Below are 20,075 nucleotides of genomic sequence, written 5' to 3' on the forward strand. Positions count from 1 at the left end.
CCGGCAGCCTATCTGGCACTGCCGGCAGTGCTGTCCTAGCCACTTTGCGTGAGCAGATCGACCTGCGCTCCATACTCGGGCACATGTGCTTTCCATTGCAGTTCGCGCTGGATGCGCAGGCGCAGCGCGTCGGCGGCATCCGGTTCCCCATGCGTGATGAATACACCTCGCGGTGGCCGCGGCGCGGTACGCAGCCATGCCATCATTTCGTCGGCATCCACGTGGGAAGAGGCTGAGCCCAGCTGCACCACCTCCGCGCGGACTTGCACATCCTGGCCATAGATGCGGAGGGTGGTATCCCCCCGCGCCAGCGAGGCACCGCGGGTGCCTCCGGCCTGGAACCCGGACAGCAGTATGGCGTTGCGATGATCCGGCGCGAAGGCGATCAGGTGATGCAGAACGCGTCCGCCCGTCGCCATGCCACTGGCGGCGACAATGATCATGGGTCCATGCTGCCGGTTCAGCGCCTTGGACTCCTCCACACTGTTGATGATCCGGGTTGTGTGCTGCAGCGCCTGCAGCTCCTGGGGGCCGAGGCTGTGTTCATCCTGGTAGCGTTGATACAGTGCGGTGACGTCAGCTGCCATCGGGCTGTTCAGGTATACCGGGGCACGCGGAATTTCACCGGTTGCCTGCAATTGCGCGATCACATGCAACAGCAGCTGCGCGCGGCCGACCGCGAAGGCCGGAATGACGGCCACCCCGCCCCGTGCCAGCACGCGCGCCAGCACCTCGCGCAATTCCTGCTTCAGCGTGAGCGGCAGGTGGCGTCGATTGCCGTAGGTCGATTCGACCACCAGCCAGTCGGAGTCGGTCAGTGGCGCCGGCGCTCGCATCACCGGATCCACCGGTCGCCCGACATCGCCACTGAAGGTGACCCGTTGGCCCTGGCAGCGCATCGATACGGCGGCAGCCCCGAGGATGTGGCCCTGCGGATGCAGTACCGCTTCCAGGCCGGGGGCCGGTTCAAACGCTTGCCCGAAAGGCTGGGGACGGAATTGTCCCAGACTGCGGCGTGCATCCTCTTCGGTGTAGAGGGGTTCAGCGGGATGGTGCTTTGAGCTGCCCTTGTGATTGGCATACTCAGCCTCCTCCTCGAGCAGGTGCCCGGAATCGGGCAGCAGGATGCCGCACAGGTCGCGTGTGGCGGGTGTGCACCACACTGGCCCGGAGAACCCTTCGCGGATCAGGCGCGGCAGGTAGCCACTGTGGTCCAGGTGGGCATGCGTCAAAACCACCGCATCGATGGAAGCCGGTTGCACCGGCAATGGACTCCAGTTCCGCAGGCGCAGCGATTTGTACCCCTGGAACAACCCGCAATCCACCAGCACCCGGGACTGTGCAGTCTCGATCAGGTAGCGCGACCCGGTAACGGTCGCGGTGGCACCAAGGAACGTGAGGCGGAACATGTTCGATTGAGCGGACATTGGGGTTCGGCTCCTCGGCGCCTTTCCAGGGCGTGCAGTGGCTGCAGGATGTCAGCCGATGTCTACCGTGGACTTGAGCAGGATCAAAAACAATAGCCCTGGTGAGCCGGATGCTCCCGCATTCAACGACTGCATCGGGATGATCCATGCAAATTTCCACCCGATGCCCTTCCCTTTCGCCTGGCCTGAAGATCCGGCCCCGGGATGGAAAGTTGATGCAGGTCAATACCCCCGGGTGCCCGCCCCTTGAGTATGGGGTCCCGTTGCCTGGAGGTTGCCATGAACCGTCCGCCCTTACTGACCGCCCAGCTGGGGCCGGATTACCCGCAGTGGGACGCAACACTGGGAAATGGAGCCACCGTGCTCATCCGCCCGATAGGACCCGACGATGCGCCGGCCGAACGCGCCTTCATCGAATCGCTTTCCGCGAAAACCCGGCGCAACCGCTTTCTTGGCGAACTCCGCCATCCCAGCGATGCGTTCATCCGGCAATTGACCGATATCGACTATGTCCGGGATGTGGCTTTGGTCGCCACCGTCCCGGAAGACAGCGGATACCGGATTGTCGGGGTAAGCCGCTATGCCGTGGATGCGTCAGGCGCCACAGCGGAATGCGCCGTGGTGGTCGCCGACGCCTGGCAGCGCCTGGGGCTGGGGACCGCCTTGATGGACTGCCTCAAGGCCGTGGCACATGACCACGGATTGCGCCGCCTGCAATCGGTGGATTTTGCCCAGAACCAGGAAATGCACGATCTGGCTCTGGCCTTCGGCTTTCATTCGGCGCCAGATCCCGAGGATCCCCATCAGCTGATCTATACCCTCGAACTGAAGGAGCCAGCCGTGAAGGCCCCCCACCTGGTCCGGCGTCGAACACCGGCCGGAAAGCAGGTTTCCTGAACCCTCCGGTGCGCAAATTACGGAGCGCCGGGCATCGCCCGGTCATCCCGCCATCGGCAGTTTGTGGGCCGCCTCATGGCCGACCCGGTCTGTCTGGACCAGCGTGATCAACCTTCGGGTCACCCCCGCCGGATCGATCGCCCGCGCCCGCGCCCGGTTGGCGATCGGCGAATACGTCTTCACGGCGTATTGCTCCCCCGGTGCGACGATGCGCGGACACCACGAAACGAGCGCATTTCTGGGGTGACGGTCTTCCGCCATCCCGTGCTCCGTCCACCTTGCGCCCGGTATCGCTTCAGCAGCAGGGTTCCGGGCGGCAGTGCGCCGATATTGTCCCTGCAGTGAAAAGCCCGCCGATGTTCCTACAATGCATACGTCTTGTGTTGAAAAGCGGATCCTCATAGTCGATGACGATGAAGAAATCGTAGCGCTGCTGTCGCGCTATCTCGACAAACACGGATTCAAGGTGGCGGGCGCGCGCAACGGCCGCGAGTTGCGGGCCTGTTTTGAGCGTGCCGGCGCCGATCTGATTCTCCTGGAGCTGTGCTTGCAGGACGAGGATGGATTGGCGTTGTTGCGCCATGTCCGCACCACCTGGGCAGGCCCCCTCATCGTTCTCAGCGGCCGGGGGGAGCCGGTGGAACGTGTGGTCGGGCTGGAAGCGGGAGCCGATGATTTCATTTCCAAGCCGTTCGACCTGCGCGAGCTGCTGGCCAGGATCAGATCCGTGTTGCGCAGGGCCTCTACTGCAGAATCGGCCGTGATGGCCGTGCCCTCCCTGGTCCTGCAGTTCGCAGGCCACCGGCTGGATACCAGCAGCCGGTGTCTGTGCGCCCCGGATGGCAGTGAAATACCGCTGACCACCGGCGACTACCAGCTCCTGCTGGCCATGCTGCGAAAGCCGAAGCAGGTGCTGACCCGTGATGAACTCATGGACGTCCTGTACAACCGTGAAGCCGGGCCGTTCGATCGCGCGGTCGATGTCGGCATAGGACGCCTACGGAAAAAGATAGAAGCCGATCCCCACTCCCCCCATATGATCCGCTCCGTGCGCGGGGCGGGCTATCTGCTCGCCGTCGATGTGATCAGAAGTCACATCGAGTATGGTCGCCGAGCGCTTTGAAGCCTTACCCGATGCGCTCTTGCTGACGGATGGCACGGGCCGTATCGTCCGCGCTCACCAGCAGGCGCTGCGGCTGTTGGGCTATGAGCGCGATGGATTGCACGGTGCTTCCATCCAGACGCGGGTGCCTGAAAGCGCACGGGCCACTGGGGGGTGCCGGCCTGGCCCTGTCCGGTCGTCGCCTTGACGGCAGCCCATTCCCGCTGAAGGCGAAGTGCGTTGGCTGGTATCGACCCGCGACCTCTCCGGCGGCATCCGCGAGCCGCAGGCCGGTGCCCGCGCACGATACGACGCGCTGGTTACGCAGTACGGGCAGCTCGCGTTAGAGGCCAGACACGAAAGCGATGTCGCAGTGCCGCGCTGCTGCCCCTGCTCGACCTGGACTTCCCCATCGGCGCGCTGCTAGTGCTCGTCCGGCAAGCCTTGTGGATTCGATCACGACGCGCGGCACCTTTTGCAATCCTTTGCCACCCTGATCGCCGTCCTCGAACAGGGGCAACACAGGCACGACCAGTTGGCCCACACACAGCGTCTTGATGCCCTGGGCCAATTGGCCGGAGGTATCGCGCACGATCTCAACAATCTGCTGGCCCTCATGTCCGGCAACCTGCAATTGCTGCAAACCGAATATCCAAAGACTCCCCGAGCACGCAGATTGGTCGGAAGCGTGTTGCATTCGGTGGGCCGTGGCACGGCGCTGACGGGAAAGCTGGTGTCGTTGGCACGCCACCAGCGTCTGGCCCTGCAGCCGCTCGATCTGAAGACCGCCCTGCACGCTGTCGAGCAGATGCTGGGGCGTACTTTGGGCGGGAATGTGCGTGTGCACCTTGAAGTGTGCGGATAATCTACCCGAGGCGCATGCGGACCTCGCCCAGTTGGATACAGCGTTGTTGAACCCGGTGTTGAAGGCACGCGATGCCATGCCGCAAGCGGGCGAGATCGCGATCAAGACACGGGAGCTGACATCCCACCCCGGAATACCTGCCCGATGGCAGGAAGGCGAGTATCTGCTGATCACCGTTGCCGATACCGCCTGCGGAATGAGCAGCGCGGTGCTGTCGCATGCCCTGCAGCCCTTCCTCACCACCCAGCAGGAAGGCCACGGCAGCGGCTTGGGGCTGAGCATGGCGCACAGCTTCGCCTGGCAGAACGGTGGGGATCTGTGGATTGACAGTGGCCCCGGACGAGGGACCACCGTCTATCGGTATCTGCCGGTGAATTGGGGTGCAGACCTCACGTCAGGCGCTTTTGCCTGCTGCGCCGGAGCAACGCCGCTGCCTGGAAAGACGATTATCCGCCGCGCCCTGGCGGATTGTTTTTCCGGTGCAGGGGCGGCTGCCGTCCAAGGGACGCGGCCAGCTTCGATAGCGTGTTCAGGAGACAACAGGATCGTTGAGGTGGGCGGAGCCCGGAAAAGCCGCGCCCTGCAACAGCGCCGCCAGCGCAGGGGCTTCGTGCAGGGTGATTTCCCTTCCCCGCACGGAGATCATGCCCTGCTCCTGCAGGCGCGCCAGAGTGCGGGTCACTGTTTCCAGTTTCAAGGCCAGGAAGCTGCCCAGATCGGCGCGGGTCATGCGCAATCTCATGCATTCGCGACTGAAGCCCTGCGCGCTCATGCGATCCGCCAGATCCAGCAGGAAGGAGGCGACTCTCTGGTCGGCACTGAACGTGGCAAGGGTGAGCATCCAGCTCCAGTCCCGGCGCACTTCCTTGGCCAGCAGTGAGGTGATGCAGTGTTCAAACTGCGGTACCGAGGAGCACAGCCGCACATACGGCAACTCCCATATTTCGCCGACATCCAAGGCCACGGCATCGCACGCGAAAACCTCCATCCCCAGCGAATCCAGCCCGAGGACGTCGTCTTTCATCCTGAAACCGGCCACTTTCTCTCTTCCATCCGCACTGGCCACGCAGATTTTGAAGAATCCGGAATTGATGAGGAACAGCGAGCGGCGCGGCTGTCCGGCACGGAAGACATATTCCCTGGCCCTGAGCACACGATGCCGCAAGGGCCGCTCACCCAGCAGCGCCTTCAGATCGCCACCGTCCAGTGCGCGATCGACAGCCGGTATCGCCCTGGCATCCCTGGATCGGAAAACTTCGGACCGAGAACTGCGGAGCTGCAGCATGGGAGTTAAGCCCGGCGGTATCTGCGCCGAGGCTACATGCCCCTCCTTCGGGGATTGTCTCGATCAGGTAACGATGTGTAACCGTTTGTAACCTCACTCGTCCTGCCATACAGGATGGCCTGGGCAGGATGCGCGGAACCGCGGCATCATGCCGGCGGTGGCACCAGTACCGCCGCTCCCTGGATACGTCCGTCCAGGACATCGGCCAGCGCCTCGTTCGCCTGTTGCAGTGGATAGACGGTCACCGCAGTGCGTACGCCCATGCGTGGTGCCATGGCCAGGAATTCACGGGCGTCGCTGCGGGTCAGATTCGCCACCGACTGGAGATGGCGTTCTTCCCATAGCAGCCGATAGCGGAACGAAGGGATATCGCTCATATGGATACCGCCACAGATCACGTGTCCGCCTTTGCGTACCGCGGCCAACGCCAACGGCACCAGGTCGCCCACCGGCGCGAAAATAATGGCCGCATCCAGCGGGTACGGCGGCGGCAGTTCGGAACTCCCGGCCCAGCAAGCGCCCAGTGACAGTGCGAACGCCTGCCCTGCCCGGTCGCCTGTGCGCGTGAATGCGTGCACCTGCCTTCCCTGACTGCGGCATACCTGGGTCAGGATGTGCGCGGCCGCGCCAAAACCGTACAGGCCGATGCGGCCCGCATCACCGGCCATGCGCAGGCAACGCCATCCTATGAGACCCGCGCACATCAATGGCGCCAGCTCGGTCGGGTCTGCCTGGGGGGGCAGCGGGAACGCGTAATCCGGATCGACCAGTACGTGGGTGGCAAAGCCCCCGTCCCTGCTGTAACCGGTGAACCCCGGCGCGTCGCACAGGTTCTCCTCGCCAATCATGCAGTAGGGACAGACACCACAGGTATGGCCCAGCCATGGAATGCCTACCCGTGTTCCTTGAACGGGCGTGCTCACCTTTCGCCCAGTGCACTCGACAATGCCGACGATCTCGTGACCGGGAACAAGCGGGAGCCGCGGATCGGAAAGTTCTCCCATAACCACATGCAGGTCGGTGCGACAGATCGCACACGCCTCGACGCGGACGAGTATTTCGGCATCGCCTGGCACCGGATCGGGCCGTTCCTCGAACTCCAGCGGTTGCCCTATTGCACGCAGAACCATCGCTTTCACAGTCCATGCCCTCGTTGATCCCGGACACCGGAGACCCGGGGCCGTCATACAGGCATAGCCGCCAGGGGCGGAGGAAATATTGACCGAGGTCAATATGCGTGCGACTGGATGGAGCGCAAATGCATGTCCCCCTGCAGCAGTCACACAAAGACATGAACGATAAAGAAATCCGCCAGAATATTATCGATGAGCTGGACTTCGAGCCGATCGTCGACGCCGCCAATATCGGCGTGGCTGTGAACAATGGCGTCGCCACGCTGTCCGGGCATGTTCCCAGCTACCTGCAGAAGGTGGCGGCCGAGCGCGCCGTCTGGCGTGTCAAGGGAGTGACGGGATTGGCGCAGGAGATCACGGTCCGCCTGACGCCGGACGGCAAGTGGAGTGATGAGGAGATCGCCGAACGTGCCCTCAGTCTGCTGTCCTGGAGCACCCTCATTCCCAAGGATGCCGTCCGGGTCAAGGTGACCGATGGCTGGATCACCCTGTCCGGTCAGGTCGACTGGAATTTCCAGCGCCAAGCCGCAGAATCCGAAGTGCACAAGCTCTCCGGTGTCACCGGCATCACCAACGACATCAAGCTGGTCCCGGAGGTGGAAGCCAGCGACATCAGATCGCGGATCACCGACGCGCTCAAACGCCATGCCGAGGTGGAGGCCACGCGTATCCACATAGAAGTGCATGGTGACAAAGTCGCCATCAACGGCGAGGTGGATGACTGGAGCGAACGCCAAGCCGTGAAGCGTGCCGTCTGGTCGACGTCCGGTGTGCGCAGCGTGGAGGACAATCTGCGGATCGGATGATCAGCGTCCCCTGCCTGCCGGGTCCGGTGGGTACTGCTCCCCTCGGGCTGTTGCACTGTGTGCGAGGGTGGCAACAGTACGTATAGCTGTCGCACAAGGAACATGGGCACTACCCCACCATCGACCGTCGCCTGCGCGCCGCCAATCCGCTCCACAGCGGATCACCGCGCCTGGCTGCATATCGTGTGGGGTGTCCTGCAGCTGCCGATGTTGTTGCTGATCGGAGGGCGCTGGCGTCTTTCTGTGGTCTGGTGATCCGCAGCAAGGCAGCGGTGGTCGGACTGATGCGCTACCGGGGCTGCAAATCCGAAGGCGTACTTCACGCATTGCGGAATCCGCGCATCCCCCAGGCGCGGGGGATACGTGAGGGTGAGGTGGTTCTGGTCGCGGCACATGAGCTGTTGTCCGGCGATGTGATCCCGGGCACGAGCGCGATCCTCCCCGTATGGCGACAGCACTGCCCTGTGGCTGTCTGTGACCGCCTGCGCATGGACTGCATCCAATTGCCCCGGTCCTGCGTAAAGGCCGCCAGTTGTTTTAATCGCAGATGTTGTCATGACCCCAAGCGTGACCGGCCAATCCGGTGCGGCCGCTCAAGCGGCGAACACCGCGCCACGGCCTGTTTACCCCAGCACCATCGCCCAACTGGTCGGCGGCAGCGCTGCCAATACCGCTTCACGTCAAGGCTATGACACCGCCGCGATCAGGACGGTCCTTGCGCACGCACGCCAGCGCGAACCGGGACTGTCCCTGCTGATGCTGTCCACCGCCGATGGTCGCGCGATTGCCGAGGACTCCTCGCTGCCGATCGATGGCCGCCGGCTGGCGGCAATGGCCAACTCCTTCCTGACCCTGGGCGAGACGGTATCGCGGGAGCTGGCTTTGGACAAAGCCGAGTACGCCACGATCTGCACGCCACTGGGCAATGTGGTGCTGATCCGCATCCCTGCCGACAGCCCGCTGACACTCACCGCCGTGGCCGACAGTGCACTGAACCTGGCGGTGCTGCGCTTCCATGCGCGTGAATGTGGCGCCCGCCTCGGCGCCTTGCTCAACGGCTGACCTCCACCGGCACCTGACCCTCCCCGGCGTGGCCTTCTCGGCCCGCTCTTTTTGTTACCTGCAAGGATTTTCCCATGTCCAACCTGATTCTCGACCAGCTCAACACCCTGTCTGGTTTCGTCGGTACCGCCCTGGTCGACAGCGACAGCGGCATGGCACTGGCAATGCATGGCGGCGGCAATATCAACCTGGAACTGGCCGCCGCCGGCAATACCGAGGTGGTCCGCGCCAAGCGCCGCGTGGCCTCCCAGCTCGGGCTTGACGACACATTAGAAGACATCCTGATCACCCTGAGCACCCAGTACCATCTGATCCGTCCGCTGGAAAGCAACCCGTTGCTGTTCCTGTACGTGGTCCTGGACCGCAGCAGGGCCAACTTGGCAATGGCCCGCCACGAGCTCAAGGCGTTTGAAAAGACCCTGGATTTCAGCTGATTCCCTGTACTTCGGTCTGGCGTCCGGGCAGCTACACAGCCCCCGGACGGCAGCCACCTGGCTCGCTCCCCTTGCCCTGATGAGTCCTCCCATCCGCACCGTTGACGTGGCCGCCTTTGGCCTGGACCTGCTGCACCAGACCCGGCTGAAGCTGGCGTGTTCACTGTTGCTGGCACAGCGCTTGGACGCCACTTTGCAGCCATGGAATGGCAGCAAGGCCGACCTGCTGGTGATCGGCATTGATGAGCCCGGGGCAGCGGCGGTGCTGGCCCGGGCGCGGGAAATGGACATCCCCAGCCTGATCATCTCCCGCCACGTCGATCCGGACGCAGCCGACCAGTTGGCCCATGGTGCCGCCGTGGCCAGCCTGAACCAGAAGCTGTCCGCCCTGCTGGCCGTCCGGCGCCGCAACAGCCCGGAAGCCACCCCGCCATTGCTGCTGCAGCTGGCGCAGACGCAGGCCCCCGTCGATACGCTGTACCTGCTGCAATGTGGTGCGCTCCAGGTGGTGATTGATCCGGCCACCCGCAGCCTGGCCCTGCCCGCGAACCTGGGCCTGTTAGAACTGGTCGCGCAGCTCGATGACAGCCGCTGGGCATCCAGCGACTTGAGCCGTGCCGATTTCAACCACCCCTACCGCCAGCGGCTGCCCCAGCGGCAATCGCTGGAGGTGCTGTTTTTCTGCCTGGCCCGGCACCGCCCGCAGCTGTTGCCCACGGGCAGTGCCGATACGGTGTTGCAGCTGGAGCACTGGCCCGACCTGTGGGGTGCCGATCTCCCTGCCGGCTGGCTGCTGGCTGTCGCCTGCCTGCATGCCCGCCCTTGGCAGGCCAATGCACTGGCCGCGCGTTGCCAGATCCCCGTCAGCACGGTCAACGCCCTGTTCGCGGCGGCCGCCGCCAGTGGCCTGGCCCAGACCGCGACCATCGGCAACGTCGCGTCCCATCCCGGTCGCCACCGCGAGGACTCCCGCTTCTTCAGCTGGGTGGCGCGTCGTTTTGGCCTCACTCTATTCAAGACAGCACAGGCATGAATCTTCCTGCAAACAAACTGGTCTTTGTCGGCGGCATGGGGGCAGGCAAGACCACCGCAATACGCGCCATTTCCGATATCGAACCGGTGAGCACGGAAATGCCGTTGAGCCAGGACGCGCAGGGCGACAAGGTGGAAACCACGGTGGCCCTGGACTACAGCTCGATCGAGCTGGAGGACGGCGAGCTGCTGCACATCTACGGTGTGCCCGGCCAGCGCTACCTGGATTTCATGTGGCCGATGGTCTGCGAAGGAGCGCTCGGGATCATCGTGCTGGTCAATGCCGCGCAGCCCGAGCGGATCAGCTCGACCGTCGAACTGCTGCAGGAGTTCTCGCGCATCGCCCCCGACGCCAGCCTGGCCGTGGGCCTGACCCGCACCGACCAGCACGGTGAGGTGCTGGTTCCGGAGTTCCGCCAGGCGCTGTTCGCTTCCGGCTTCCGCCTGCCGGTGATGCGGGTGGATGCCCGCGATGCGGCGCAGGTGACCTTCCTGGTGCGCTCCTTGCTGTCTTACCGCTACGCGGGCGGGCATTGACCAGCCACTGGCGCGTTGCCACGGTCAGCATTGGCACGTGCGGATGACGGTGGGCATTTAAAGGGTTGGCAATCGCGGCGCGTGACGGGCAGCGCCCGCATATACGTGGCAAATCGCTGCCGTAAGCGCCGCCGTCAAAGGTTGCAGCTGTGTCCCGACCGCAGGGTGCGCCGCCATCGCACTGACCGCGAGCGTTCTCTTTCAGCCAACCACGCTGTTGCGGCCAATCCGCTTGGCGCGGTACATGGCAAGGTCGGCGCGGCGCAACAACTCCGAGACCGTGTCCTGCGCCGCCATCTGCGCCACCCCGGCCGATATCGACAGCGAAAACGCCGCGTGCTCGCTGACCTGGGTCGCCCCGACGGCCGCGCGCAGCCGTTCGCCCAGCTCCAGTGCCTGGGACAGATCACAGTGGGGAAGGACCACCAGAAATTCCTCGCCTCCCCAGCGTACGGCCACATCGTCCGCGCGTACCGAGGCCTTGAGCACCTGGCCCACTCGCGCCAGGGCGTCATCGCCGGCCTTGTGGCCATAGGTATCGTTGATCGCCTTGAAGTAATCGATGTCGGCCAGGATCACACTCAGTGCGTGCCCGGAGCGGCGCGCCTCATCGACCAGCCGGCGCAGCAGCCCGGAACCGGCATGGCGGTTGTACAGGCCGGTCAGGCTGTCGATCGTGGCCATCTCCAGCAGACGCGATTCACGCTCGACGCGCTCGCTGACATCCTTGCCGGTACTGATGTAGTGGGAAATGCGCCCGGCGGCATTGACCACCGGCGCGATGCTCTGCTCGACATGCACCGGCCTGCCACTCTTGTGCCGGTAGATGAAGGTGGCGCGGAAAGGCTGGCGCTGACGCAGACTGGCCCGCAAGTTGCGCTGGAACATCGGATCCTGGTGCGAGGGATACAACATATGCGCCGACTGCCCGAGGATTTCCTCGGCGGCATAGCCGGTAAGCCGCGCGAACGCCTCGTTGACGAACACCACCCCGGTGTCACGACCGGTGATCAGGATCGGATCGGCGGCAGCGTCCAGCGCCTGCAACAGCAGCCGCCGCTCCTGCTCGGCGGCGATCCGCGCGCTGATATCGCTTTGCACCGAAACGAAATGTTCGATCACCCCCTCGGCGTTGCGCACCGGGGAGATGCTCCACTCCACGGTGTAGGGGCTGCCATCGGCGGCATAGTTGACGGTGCTGCCGGTAAACGGCAGCCCCTGCAGCAGGTGCTCGCGCAGCGAGGCCAGCAGCGCACGGTCACTGCGGGGGCCCTGCAGCAGGCGCGGGCTGCGGCCAATCAACTGCTCCACCCGGTAGCCGCTCATCCGGCAGAACGCCGGGTTGGCGTAGACGATCCGTGGACCGCCGCCGTCAAAACTGGCGTCGGTGATCAACACGGCACTGGTGGTCTGGCTGATGGTATGGGCAAATACAGTCGGTGCGGCCTGTGCCAGCCACTGGCTCTCCGCGCCGGCTGTGGTCACATCGTCCACGGAATGTCCTCTTCCGGCACTGCGCACTCGAACTGCGGCCTGCCGAACCAGTAGCCCTGCATCAGACTGATGCCCAGATCGGCCAGGCAGCGCGCCTCATCGGCGCTTTCGATGCCCTCGGCAATCACCGCGATGTCCAGCTGCCGGCACATCGCCACCACCCCGGCCACGATTGCCCTGCGCGGCTTGCTGTGGTCGATGCCGCGGATCAGGGCCATGTCCAGCTTGACGATATCCGGCTGGAAATCGGCCAGCAGGTTCAGGCCGGCAAAACCGGCGCCGAAATCATCGATGGCCGTCTTGAAGCCGATCCGCTTGTACTCGCGCAGGATTTCGGCCAGCCATTTGCCATCGCTGACCTGCTCCCCTTCCACGGTTTCAAAGATGATCCGTTCCACCGGAAAGCCATAACGGTGCGCCGCCTGCAGGGTCGAGCGGATGCACAGCTCGGGCCGGTAGATCGCATTGGGCAGGAAATTGATCGACAGATGCGAGCGCATCTGCAGCCGCGCGGCAATCTGGATGGCTTTGTCGCGACAAGCCTGGTCGAACGGGTAGCGGTTGTCTGGCGTGATACGTGACAGCACCGAGTTGGCAGGCTCCCCCGCCGGCCCACGCACCAGGGCCTCATGGGCGAACACCTGGTGGGCATGCACATCGACAATCGGCTGGAAGGCATAGCTGAATTCGAAATCCAGTGGCTGCGCATCACGGCACAGGCCGCAACCGGCACGCATATCGATGGAAGGCATGCGGTTTACTCTCTGCGCGCTAAAGACGCTGAGCATAGCCGATGCCGTACAGGGCAAGGTAGACGCCATTTGGCCGGCCGATATCACCGGGCGTGCCGGCCGATCCCGGCATTTTCGATGACCGCTGTCCGCTGCTGCGGCTCCAGTACCAGCCGCAGCAGGCACCGGCCAACCGCCTCGGTGCTGGTGAACACCTGCGGGCAGATACCCGCGGCCAGCGCCAGTACGGGGCTCCCCAAGGCATACAGGCCACGGCGCAGCCGATGCGGCGAGGCCACCCCGAGCACCGGGCGCATCACGCCCGGACGCAGGCTGGTATGGGCCAGCCCCGAGCGTGCCAGCACCTGTTCGGCCTGCCCCTTGACCCGCAGCGGCATCATCCTGCTGCCGGGATCGGCCCCCATGCCGGAGATGTAGGCCACATAACCGGCCGGATTGGCCGCGGCATAGGCCACCACGACCCGCTCCAGGGTCGCCACGGTCGCCTCGCGGTAGGCGGCCTCGGACATTCCCAGTGGCATCGGGCCGGCACAGTACAGGCAGGCGTCCAGGCCGCGCAGGTCCAGACCGTCCAGCGCATCGCTGGAAAAATCCGCCAGCTGCAGCACCTGCACCCGGGGATCGGGGGCCGTGAAGGGACGCCGCACCAGCACGCTCACCGATTCCACCTTGTCGGACTGCAGCAGCACGCGCAGCACACCCTGGCCGACCAGACCGGTGGCACCGACCAACAAAATCCGCTTGCCCATTTTCCTGTTCCTTATCGGTGTTGACGGCAGCGTTGCGAGCAGTAGCGCACGCTGTCCCAGTCACGCGCCCACTTGCGTCGCCACGTGAACGGCCGCGCGCAGCTTGCGCAGACCTTTTGCGGCAGCTCGGTTTTTTTGAGCATCCGCGCCATCAGATCGCCTCCGCATCCGGTAGCGGACAGGCTGCCTTCGGGCTGCAGCCATCCCGCCCGGCCGGCCAAGGCAGGTAGCAGTTCAAGTGGTGGAGCGGTCGTCTGATCACGCTGCTTCTACGCAACGTCTCTGCCACTGGATGCATCCAGAGCGATGGCCGCTGCGTAAACACCTGCATCCTCCGACCGTGGACGCCTGCCATGCGCCTTTCCCCCCCCTTCGTCCTGCCGCTGCTGGTGGCCGCCCTGCTCAGTGGCTGTGCCCAGGCCAAGCACTCCCCCATCACCCCGGTCGAGTCGGTGGATCTGCCCCGCTTCATGGGCCGCTGGTATGTGATTGGCATCATCCCCACACGTCTGGAACGTGGCAGCCACAACCCGGTGGAGACCTATCGTCTGGACAGCAAAGGCCAGGTCTGCACCTGGTACCGCTACCGCCCAGACAGCTTCGATGCACCCGTCAAGCTGCTGGCCTCCACCGGCCTGGTGCAGCCGGGCACCGGCAATGCCGAGTGGAAAGTGCGCTTCTTCGGCCTGTTCAAGGCGCAGTACCTGGTCGGCTGGCTGGCACCGGACTACAGCCAGGTGATGGTGGTGCGCGATGCCCGAGACTACCTGTGGTACATGGCGCGCACCCCGGCCGTGCCGGACGCCGACTACCAGGCCATGCTCGATCGCGCCGCGGCGCTGGGCTATGACCCCAGCCGGATCGAGCGCGTCCCGCAACGCTGGCCGGAAACCGACCAGGACAAGGACACGTTCCACGGAGAATGCCAATGAAATGGCTGGTACTGCTGTTGGCCTTGTCGATGCCGCTGGTGGGCTGGCTCTCCAATACCGGCCTGCTTGGGCCGAGTAACGGCGAGATATCCGCCCGCTACCCGACCCTGATCGTTGCCGCCGGCTATGCGTTCGCCATCTGGGGGCCAATCTTCCTGCTCGATGGAGTGTTCGCCCTTGGCCAGGCGCTCACCCGGGACGACTCCCTGCGGCTGCGCCGCATCCGCCAACTCACCGCGGCCGGCTTTGCGCTGACGTCGCTGTGGATGGTGGTGTTCGCCCAGCAATGGTTCTGGCTGGCGCTGGCGGTGATCTGGCTCAGCCTGGGCTGCCTGCTGGCCGCCACCTGGATGGTTTCAACCACCCGGAACCAGCCCCGCGGCCCCTGGTGGCAATGGCTGCCGTTGTCTCTGCATGCCGGCTGGCTGTCGCTGGCGGTATTCCTGAACACCGCACAGGTGGTGGTCGCGTTCGAGCTGCTGCCCACCCGCACCATGCTGCCGTGGACGCTGGTGCTGTTCGCACTGGCTGCGGCGCTGTTGCTGGTCGTGTTGATCAAGCTGCGCGGCAACCCGTGGTATGCGCTGGCCGCAGTCTGGGGACTGCTCGGGGTATATGCCCGGCAGCAGGCCTCGGCACTGCCCGGGGCTGGCGTAGCCGCGGCCGTGGCACTGTCGCTGGCGGTGCTGGTGGTGGTGACCACCCTGATCATCGGCCTGTCCCACTGGCAGGCCCGGCAACTGGAAAGCGAGCCGTGACCTGCCTGCGCCTGGTGCTTGGCGACCAGCTCAATCCCGGGCATCCCTGGTTCGCCAGCGTGCGCCCGGACGTGGTCTACGTGCTGATGGAGATGCGCCAGGAAACCGACTACGTGCTGCACCATGCGCAGAAGATCCTGGCGATCTTCGCGGCGATGCGGCGCTTTGCCGACCAGCTGCGCGCCGCCGGGCACCGGGTCAGCTACCTGGCCATCGATGCGCCGGACAACCGCCAGTCGCTGACCGCCAACCTGGACGCGCTGCTGGCCCGGCACGCGGCCGGCACGCTGGAATACCAGGCCCCGGACGAGTGGCGGCTGGATGCGCAGCTGCGCCAGTACGCCGCGCAGCAGAGCATCGCGGTGCACTGCGTGGACAGCGCGCATTTTCTGACCAGCCGGGAGGAGGTGGCGCGTTTTTTCGGCAGCCGCAAGCGCTGGACGATGGAGCTGTTCTACCGCCACATGCGCCAGCGCCACCGGGTCCTGCTCGAACCCGACGGCCAGCCGCTGGGCGGGCGCTGGAACTTCGATGCGGAAAACCGCAAGGCCTGGCGTGGCGACCCGCCCGAACCGCCGGACCTGCGCCCGCGCCATGACCTGCGCCCGCTGTGGCAGACGATCAGCGCGGCCGGGGTGGCCAGCTTCGGCGAGCCGAACGCGCACGCACTGCGCTGGCCGCTGGACCGCGGCGAGGCGCTGCAGCAGCTGGAGGCCTTCATCAACTACGGCCTGCCGCATTTTGGCGACTACCAGGACGCGATCAGCGCGCAGGCCCCGCGCCTGTTCCACTCGCTGCTCTCCTTTGCCCTGAACGTGAAGATGCTCGGCCCGGCCGAGGTGATCGCGCGGGTCGAGGCGGCCGGGCGCGATGGCCAGGCGCCAATGGCCGCAGTGGAAGGCTTCATCCGCCAGATCCTGGGCTGGCGCGAGTACGTGCGCGGGGTTTACTGGGCGCAGATGCCCGGTTATGCCGACAGCAACGCACTGGGCCACACCCGGCCGCTGCCGGACTGGTTCTGGACCGGCAACACCCGCATGGCCTGCGTGCGCAGCGCAATCAAGCTGTCGCTGGCCAACGCCCATGCCCACCACATCCAGCGGCTGATGGTGATCGGCAACTTCGCCCTGCTGGCCGGGCTCGAGCCGCAGGCCCTGCACCGCTGGTACCTGGGCATCTACATCGATGCCTTCGAGTGGGTGGAGCTGCCCAACACGCTGGGCATGAGCCAGTTCGCCGATGGTGGCCTGCTCGCGACCAAACCGTATGTCTCCGCCGCGGCCTACCTGCACCGGATGGGCGACCACTGCGGCCAGTGCCCCTACCGCCGCGACCTGCCCACCGGCGCCAAGGCCTGCCCGTTCAATGCGCTGTACTGGAACTTTCTGGAACGGCATGCCGACACCCTGGGCCGCAACCCGCGCCTGGCCATGCCCTACCGGCAGCTGGCACGGATGCCCGAGAGCCGGCGCCAGGCGCTGGCGCAGCAGGCCGGGCAGCTGCTGGCCAATCTGGAGGCGCTGTGAGCCTCCACCCGCAGCGGCCGGACCCTGCCTGCACGGCCGGCCCTGCTCCCTCCCCCTCCCCCCTTACTGCCGCGAGTCCTGCCATGTCCCAGCCCCTGCCTGATTCCACGACGCTGCATCCCCTGCAAGCTTCCGAGCGCGTGCGCGAGCGCCTGCGCCGGGCCGGCCAGCGCTTCCATGCCAATGACAACATTGCCGACCACCTGCATGAGGGCGAGCTGGCCGCGATCGAGCAGGAAGTCGCGCTCAAGGCGCAGGAGCTGCTGCGGGCGCTGGTGATCGACGTGGACAACGACCACAACACCCAGGACACCGGCCGCCGCCTGGCCAAGATGTTCGTGCGCGAGCTGTTCGCCGGCCGTTACCAACCAGCCCCGGCGGTGACCGAGTTCCCCAATGCCGAGCGCCTGAACGAGCTGATGATCGTCGGCCCGCTGCGCGTGCGCAGCGCCTGCTCGCACCACCTGTGCCCGATCATCGGCCGGGTCTGGATCGGCGTGCTGCCCGATGCCGGCTCCAACCTGATCGGGCTGTCCAAGTACGCCCGCCTGATCGAGTGGATCATGAGCCGGCCGCAGATCCAGGAAGAGGCGGTGAGCCAGATCGCCAACCTGCTCGAGCAGCGGCTCAAGCCCGATGGCCTGGCGGTGGTGATGGAAGCCGACCACTACTGCATGCACTGGCGCGGAGTGAAGGACGACGGCTCGAAAATGACCAACAGCGTGATGCGCGGCAAGTTCCTCAGCGACCCGGCCCTGCGCCGCGAGTTCCTGTCGCTGCGCCACCAGCACTGAGCCACGCCTCAGCGCCGCAAACGCAAACGGCCCGCCGGAATACTTACGGCGGGCCGTTCTGATTGGTGTGTCGGCCCGGTTACAGCCCGACCATCGGCTGCATCTTGCGCGCCAGCCAGCCGTTGAACTTCAGCGGGCCATCCAGCGCGGCCACGCAGATGCAGGGCACCCCGGGCGAGACGATCGGCTGGTGCTCGATCTCGCTGTCCAGGTCGGCCATGTCGCCCGGGCCGAAGTGGCCCAGCGCATCGTCGTAGGCGCCCTGCAGGATCTGGGTCAGTTCGCTGCCTTCGTGGCTGTGCAGCGGCAGGCTCTTGCCGGGGGCAATCTTGAGCAGCACCAGCGTATCGGAGGCGATTTGCGGCGCCCGGATCATGTGTACGCCAGGCGCCACCCAGCGCCAGCGCAGCGCCTTCCAGGTGCGGCCGAAATACGGTTGCAATGGCCGCGGCAATGCCTCGGTGGAGGGGTGCGCCGGCAACGGCAGCGGTTCGCTGGGCCGCGGGGGCAACGGTTCACGCAGCCGGCCGAGGATGTCCTCGCGCAATTGCGCCTCGCGTGGCGAGGCAGCGGGTGGCTGCTGCTGCAACAGCAGCGCCCCGCCGACATGCTCGGCCTGGGTCAACAGACGGCGGCAATGCGCACAGGTATCCAGATGGGTGGCCGCCACAGCCGCCATCGCCGGGGACAATGCACCGGCGGCGTGGCTGACCAGCGTGGCCGAATCCAGGTGATGACGCGGAATCATGCGGCCCCCTGCATGCTGGACTGCAGTTGCTGGAAGGCGCGCCGGATGTGCGACTTGACCGTGCCCAGCGGCATACCGACCTCCTCGGAAATCTGCTGGTGTGACTTGGCTTCGAAATAGGACATGCGGATCAGGCGTGCTTGAAGGGCCGACAGGCGTTCGATACGTTCATTGAGGTCGGCGTGGGCCGCGTAGCTCTCTGCTGAAGAGAAGTCCGGATTCTCGGTTTCCTGCTTGAACTCCATTCCCTCATCGGCATCCATTTCCACTGCCAGCCCGGGGCTTTCACGGCGCAGACGATCGATATGCAGATTGCGTGCGACCCGGAACAGCCAGGTCGACAGCGTGCTGCGTGCCGGGTCGTAGCTCTCGGCACGTTGCCACAGCCGCAGCAGGGCTTCCTGTGCGAGCTCCTCGGCCACCATTTCCGGCGCGCCCAGTCCCCGCAGGTACAGCCGTACACGTGGTGCGAAATGGTCATAGATACGCAGGAAGCAACGCTGGTCACGCTGCACGGCGACGGCCTGCATCTGCCCGGACCAGTAACCGGGATTGCCCGGACCTGCTTCAGTGATCGACATGGCTCTGGCCGCCTCGAAGGGCGACAGATCTCCGTGATGGGCTTCCGGGCACATGGTAGGGCAGTTCGCGAAGGTACGGGATTTACCCGTTGTACGTGCACCGTTGCAGTTTGGATGCAGGCAGACGGCCCGTTCACCTGCATCCAATGCCCTGACAATACCGTACAACCCACCGAACCACGCGGATTGCCAGTAATGCCTTTGGACCACGCTCCTCCCGACATGTCGACACCTCCCCCAGCTTCCGCCCCCCTGGTACGCATCCTGCGCCTGTGGTTTGACAGCAGCGCCGCGCCGCCCCCGGACGAGGCCGATGCCGACCGCGTCGACTGGATGCGGGTGGTGCCGTTCCTGCTGCTGCACCTGGGCTGCGCGGCGGTGATCTGGGTCGGGGTCTCGCCGGTGGCACTGCTGGTGGCCGGCCTGCTGTATGCCGTGCGGATGTTCGCCATCACCGGCTTCTACCACCGTTATTTTTCCCACCGCAGCTTCCGCACCTCGCGCGTGCTGCAGTTCGTGTTTGCTTTGATCGGCGCAGCCAGCGTGCAGCGCGGGCCGCTGTGGTGGGCCGCGCACCACCGCCACCACCACCGTTACGCCGACCAGCCGCAGGACCCGCATTCGCCGCGGCACGGCTTCTGGCGCAGCCATATGGGCTGGTTCATGACCCGGGGAGCATTTGCCACCGACCTGAGCCGGGTGCAGGACCTGGCCCGCTACCCGGAGCTGCGCTGGCTGGATCGCTATGACGTGGCGGTGCCTGCGGCCATGGCCGTGGGCCTGTACGCGCTGGGCGCGCTGCTGGAGCACTTCTGGCCGGCGCTGGGTACCAGTGGCTGGCAACTGCTGGTATGGGGGTTCTTCATCTCCACCGTGGTCCTATTCCACGCCACGGTGACCATCAACTCGCTGTCACACCGCTTCGGCACCCGCCGTTTCCAGACCAACGACGACAGCCGCAACAACTTCCTGCTGGCCCTGCTCACTTTCGGCGAGGGCTGGCACAACAACCACCATTTCTATTCCAGCAGCGCCCGCCAGGGTTTCCGCTGGTGGGAAGTGGACCTGACCTGGTACGGCCTGCGCCTGCTGGCCCTGTTCGGGCTGGTACGTGACCTCAAGCCCGTGCCCGCGTGGGTGTTCAACCAGGAGCGCCACTGA

At 65.4% G+C, this 20,075-nt stretch carries 23 protein-coding genes and 1 pseudogene; 14 read left to right on the top strand and 10 right to left on the bottom strand.

Annotated elements, in window-relative coordinates; genetic code table 11:
• Nucleotides 1-35: 35 nt before the first annotated feature.
• Nucleotides 36-1,427, bottom strand: a complete 1,392-nt coding sequence (locus ACVOMC_RS10345; RefSeq protein WP_481523862.1) for an MBL fold metallo-hydrolase — start codon at nt 1,425-1,427, stop codon at nt 36-38.
• A 279-nt stretch (nt 1,428-1,706) separates the two neighbouring features.
• Here ACVOMC_RS10345 and ACVOMC_RS10350 point away from each other — a divergent pair, with 279 nt between their 5' ends.
• Nucleotides 1,707-2,324: an N-acetyltransferase family protein gene (locus ACVOMC_RS10350; protein ID WP_481523863.1), complete on the top strand. Its 618-nt coding sequence runs from the start codon at nt 1,707-1,709 to the stop codon at nt 2,322-2,324.
• 42 nt (nt 2,325-2,366) lie between these two features.
• Here the strand turns inward: ACVOMC_RS10350 and ACVOMC_RS10355 are convergent, their stop codons facing one another.
• Nucleotides 2,367-2,585: a hypothetical protein gene (locus ACVOMC_RS10355; RefSeq protein ID WP_481523864.1), complete on the bottom strand. Its 219-nt coding sequence runs from the start codon at nt 2,583-2,585 to the stop codon at nt 2,367-2,369.
• A gap of 106 nt (nt 2,586-2,691) precedes the next feature.
• Here ACVOMC_RS10355 and ACVOMC_RS10360 point away from each other — a divergent pair, with 106 nt between their 5' ends.
• The 3 genes and pseudogenes from ACVOMC_RS10360 to ACVOMC_RS10370 form a co-directional block, all read left to right on the top strand.
• Nucleotides 2,692-3,447 carry a response regulator gene (locus ACVOMC_RS10360; protein WP_481523865.1) on the top strand — a complete coding sequence of 252 codons (756 nt, stop codon included), beginning with the start codon at nt 2,692-2,694 and terminating at the stop codon, nt 3,445-3,447.
• Nucleotides 3,428-3,634 carry a PAS domain S-box protein gene (locus tag ACVOMC_RS10365; RefSeq protein WP_481523866.1) on the top strand — a complete coding sequence of 69 codons (207 nt, stop codon included), beginning with the start codon at nt 3,428-3,430 and terminating at the stop codon, nt 3,632-3,634. The genes ACVOMC_RS10360 and ACVOMC_RS10365 overlap by 20 nt, the downstream gene beginning before the upstream one ends.
• A 733-nt stretch (nt 3,635-4,367) precedes the next feature.
• Nucleotides 4,368-4,604: pseudogene (locus tag ACVOMC_RS10370) on the top strand (ATP-binding protein); the annotation flags it as partial.
• A 216-nt stretch (nt 4,605-4,820) separates the two neighbouring features.
• On the opposite strand, the gene ACVOMC_RS10375 reads toward ACVOMC_RS10370, so the two are convergent.
• Nucleotides 4,821-5,576: a Crp/Fnr family transcriptional regulator gene (locus ACVOMC_RS10375; protein ID WP_481523867.1), complete on the bottom strand. Its 756-nt coding sequence runs from the start codon at nt 5,574-5,576 to the stop codon at nt 4,821-4,823.
• Between the two features lie 146 nt (nt 5,577-5,722).
• Nucleotides 5,723-6,763 carry a zinc-dependent alcohol dehydrogenase family protein gene (locus ACVOMC_RS10380; RefSeq protein WP_481523941.1) on the bottom strand — a complete coding sequence of 347 codons (1,041 nt, stop codon included), beginning with the start codon at nt 6,761-6,763 and terminating at the stop codon, nt 5,723-5,725.
• Nucleotides 6,764-6,834: 71 nt separating this feature from the next.
• Here ACVOMC_RS10380 and ACVOMC_RS10385 point away from each other — a divergent pair, with 71 nt between their 5' ends.
• From ACVOMC_RS10385 to ACVOMC_RS10405, 5 genes are all read left to right on the top strand, one after another.
• Nucleotides 6,835-7,515, top strand: a complete 681-nt coding sequence (locus ACVOMC_RS10385; RefSeq protein ID WP_481523868.1) for a BON domain-containing protein — start codon at nt 6,835-6,837, stop codon at nt 7,513-7,515.
• Nucleotides 7,516-8,070: 555 nt separating this feature from the next.
• Nucleotides 8,071-8,577 (top strand): roadblock/LC7 domain-containing protein, encoded by a 507-nt coding sequence (locus ACVOMC_RS10390; protein ID WP_481523869.1) that lies wholly within the window; start codon nt 8,071-8,073, stop codon nt 8,575-8,577.
• A 74-nt stretch (nt 8,578-8,651) separates the two neighbouring features.
• Nucleotides 8,652-9,011: a roadblock/LC7 domain-containing protein gene (locus tag ACVOMC_RS10395; RefSeq protein ID WP_481523870.1), complete on the top strand. Its 360-nt coding sequence runs from the start codon at nt 8,652-8,654 to the stop codon at nt 9,009-9,011.
• Between the two features lie 79 nt (nt 9,012-9,090).
• A complete protein-coding gene (locus tag ACVOMC_RS10400; protein ID WP_481523871.1) occupies nt 9,091-10,044 on the top strand; it encodes a hypothetical protein in 954 nt (317 codons plus the stop codon).
• A complete protein-coding gene (locus ACVOMC_RS10405; RefSeq protein ID WP_481523872.1) occupies nt 10,041-10,580 on the top strand; it encodes a GTP-binding protein in 540 nt (179 codons plus the stop codon). Before ACVOMC_RS10400 ends, ACVOMC_RS10405 begins: the two co-directional genes overlap by 4 nt.
• A gap of 201 nt (nt 10,581-10,781) precedes the next feature.
• On the opposite strand, the gene ACVOMC_RS10410 is transcribed toward ACVOMC_RS10405, so the two are convergent.
• The 4 genes from ACVOMC_RS10410 to ACVOMC_RS10425 all read right to left on the bottom strand — a co-directional run bounded on the left by ACVOMC_RS10410 (nt 10,782) and on the right by ACVOMC_RS10425 (nt 13,727).
• Entirely contained in the window at nt 10,782-12,074 is a 1,293-nt protein-coding gene (locus ACVOMC_RS10410; protein ID WP_481523873.1) for a sensor domain-containing diguanylate cyclase, read from the bottom strand.
• Nucleotides 12,062-12,826 (bottom strand): EAL domain-containing protein, encoded by a 765-nt coding sequence (locus tag ACVOMC_RS10415; RefSeq protein ID WP_481523874.1) that lies wholly within the window; start codon nt 12,824-12,826, stop codon nt 12,062-12,064. Before ACVOMC_RS10415 ends, ACVOMC_RS10410 begins: the two co-directional genes overlap by 13 nt.
• Before the next feature lie 83 nt (nt 12,827-12,909).
• Nucleotides 12,910-13,575, bottom strand: coding sequence for an SDR family oxidoreductase (locus ACVOMC_RS10420; protein WP_481523875.1), 666 nt, complete (start codon nt 13,573-13,575; stop codon nt 12,910-12,912).
• An 11-nt stretch (nt 13,576-13,586) separates the two neighbouring features.
• The gene (locus ACVOMC_RS10425; RefSeq protein WP_481523876.1) at nt 13,587-13,727 is read right to left on the bottom strand and encodes a DUF2256 domain-containing protein; all 141 of its coding nucleotides are present in this window, start codon (nt 13,725-13,727) and stop codon (nt 13,587-13,589) included.
• Between the two features lie 201 nt (nt 13,728-13,928).
• Between ACVOMC_RS10425 and ACVOMC_RS10430 the strand changes: the two genes are divergently transcribed.
• The 4 genes from ACVOMC_RS10430 (at nt 13,929) to folE (ending at nt 17,585) form a co-directional block, all read left to right on the top strand.
• Nucleotides 13,929-14,507: a lipocalin family protein gene (locus ACVOMC_RS10430; protein WP_481523877.1), complete on the top strand. Its 579-nt coding sequence runs from the start codon at nt 13,929-13,931 to the stop codon at nt 14,505-14,507.
• Complete coding sequence (locus ACVOMC_RS10435; RefSeq protein ID WP_481523878.1) at nt 14,504-15,265, top strand: hypothetical protein; 762 nt, start codon at nt 14,504-14,506, stop codon at nt 15,263-15,265. The genes ACVOMC_RS10430 and ACVOMC_RS10435 overlap by 4 nt, the downstream gene beginning before the upstream one ends.
• Nucleotides 15,232-16,791, top strand: a complete 1,560-nt coding sequence (locus ACVOMC_RS10440) for a cryptochrome/photolyase family protein (protein ID WP_481523942.1) — start codon at nt 15,232-15,234, stop codon at nt 16,789-16,791. The genes ACVOMC_RS10435 and ACVOMC_RS10440 overlap by 34 nt, the downstream gene beginning before the upstream one ends.
• A gap of 83 nt (nt 16,792-16,874) precedes the next feature.
• The gene (gene folE / locus ACVOMC_RS10445; RefSeq protein ID WP_481523879.1) at nt 16,875-17,585 is read left to right on the top strand and encodes a GTP cyclohydrolase I; all 711 of its coding nucleotides are present in this window, start codon (nt 16,875-16,877) and stop codon (nt 17,583-17,585) included.
• A 79-nt stretch (nt 17,586-17,664) separates the two neighbouring features.
• On the opposite strand, the gene ACVOMC_RS10450 is transcribed toward folE, so the two are convergent.
• Together ACVOMC_RS10450 and ACVOMC_RS10455 are read right to left on the bottom strand one after the other, a co-directional pair.
• Nucleotides 17,665-18,333: a ChrR family anti-sigma-E factor gene (locus tag ACVOMC_RS10450; protein WP_481523880.1), complete on the bottom strand. Its 669-nt coding sequence runs from the start codon at nt 18,331-18,333 to the stop codon at nt 17,665-17,667.
• Nucleotides 18,330-18,914 carry a sigma-70 family RNA polymerase sigma factor gene (locus ACVOMC_RS10455; RefSeq protein ID WP_481523881.1) on the bottom strand — a complete coding sequence of 195 codons (585 nt, stop codon included), beginning with the start codon at nt 18,912-18,914 and terminating at the stop codon, nt 18,330-18,332. The genes ACVOMC_RS10450 and ACVOMC_RS10455 overlap by 4 nt, the downstream gene beginning before the upstream one ends.
• A gap of 195 nt (nt 18,915-19,109) precedes the next feature.
• Here ACVOMC_RS10455 and ACVOMC_RS10460 point away from each other — a divergent pair, with 195 nt between their 5' ends.
• A complete protein-coding gene (locus ACVOMC_RS10460) occupies nt 19,110-20,075 on the top strand; it encodes an acyl-CoA desaturase (RefSeq protein ID WP_481523882.1) in 966 nt (321 codons plus the stop codon).

Source organism: Stenotrophomonas sp. STEN014 (assembly GCF_056760315.1).

Bases quoted from the DNA above. Each gene is read 5' to 3' on its own strand.
- ACVOMC_RS10345 (WP_481523862.1), bottom strand. From the start codon at position 1,427: ATGTCCGCTCAATCGAACATGTTCCGCCTCACGTTCCTTGGTGCCACC.
- ACVOMC_RS10350 (WP_481523863.1), top strand. From the start codon at position 1,707: ATGAACCGTCCGCCCTTACTGACCGCCCAGCTGGGGCCGGATTACCCG.
- ACVOMC_RS10355 (WP_481523864.1), bottom strand. From the start codon at position 2,585: ATGGCGGAAGACCGTCACCCCAGAAATGCGCTCGTTTCGTGGTGTCCG.
- ACVOMC_RS10360 (WP_481523865.1), top strand. From the start codon at position 2,692: ATGCATACGTCTTGTGTTGAAAAGCGGATCCTCATAGTCGATGACGAT.
- ACVOMC_RS10365 (WP_481523866.1), top strand. From the start codon at position 3,428: ATGGTCGCCGAGCGCTTTGAAGCCTTACCCGATGCGCTCTTGCTGACG.
- ACVOMC_RS10375 (WP_481523867.1), bottom strand. From the start codon at position 5,576: ATGCTGCAGCTCCGCAGTTCTCGGTCCGAAGTTTTCCGATCCAGGGAT.
- ACVOMC_RS10380 (WP_481523941.1), bottom strand. From the start codon at position 6,763: ATGACGGCCCCGGGTCTCCGGTGTCCGGGATCAACGAGGGCATGGACT.
- ACVOMC_RS10385 (WP_481523868.1), top strand. From the start codon at position 6,835: ATGCATGTCCCCCTGCAGCAGTCACACAAAGACATGAACGATAAAGAA.
- ACVOMC_RS10390 (WP_481523869.1), top strand. From the start codon at position 8,071: ATGACCCCAAGCGTGACCGGCCAATCCGGTGCGGCCGCTCAAGCGGCG.
- ACVOMC_RS10395 (WP_481523870.1), top strand. From the start codon at position 8,652: ATGTCCAACCTGATTCTCGACCAGCTCAACACCCTGTCTGGTTTCGTC.
- ACVOMC_RS10400 (WP_481523871.1), top strand. From the start codon at position 9,091: ATGAGTCCTCCCATCCGCACCGTTGACGTGGCCGCCTTTGGCCTGGAC.
- ACVOMC_RS10405 (WP_481523872.1), top strand. From the start codon at position 10,041: ATGAATCTTCCTGCAAACAAACTGGTCTTTGTCGGCGGCATGGGGGCA.
- ACVOMC_RS10415 (WP_481523874.1), bottom strand. From the start codon at position 12,826: ATGCCTTCCATCGATATGCGTGCCGGTTGCGGCCTGTGCCGTGATGCG.
- ACVOMC_RS10420 (WP_481523875.1), bottom strand. From the start codon at position 13,575: ATGGGCAAGCGGATTTTGTTGGTCGGTGCCACCGGTCTGGTCGGCCAG.
- ACVOMC_RS10425 (WP_481523876.1), bottom strand. From the start codon at position 13,727: ATGGCGCGGATGCTCAAAAAAACCGAGCTGCCGCAAAAGGTCTGCGCA.
- ACVOMC_RS10430 (WP_481523877.1), top strand. From the start codon at position 13,929: ATGCGCCTTTCCCCCCCCTTCGTCCTGCCGCTGCTGGTGGCCGCCCTG.
- ACVOMC_RS10435 (WP_481523878.1), top strand. From the start codon at position 14,504: ATGAAATGGCTGGTACTGCTGTTGGCCTTGTCGATGCCGCTGGTGGGC.
- folE (WP_481523879.1), top strand. From the start codon at position 16,875: ATGTCCCAGCCCCTGCCTGATTCCACGACGCTGCATCCCCTGCAAGCT.
- ACVOMC_RS10450 (WP_481523880.1), bottom strand. From the start codon at position 18,333: ATGATTCCGCGTCATCACCTGGATTCGGCCACGCTGGTCAGCCACGCC.
- ACVOMC_RS10455 (WP_481523881.1), bottom strand. From the start codon at position 18,914: ATGTCGATCACTGAAGCAGGTCCGGGCAATCCCGGTTACTGGTCCGGG.
- ACVOMC_RS10460 (WP_481523882.1), top strand. From the start codon at position 19,110: ATGCCTTTGGACCACGCTCCTCCCGACATGTCGACACCTCCCCCAGCT.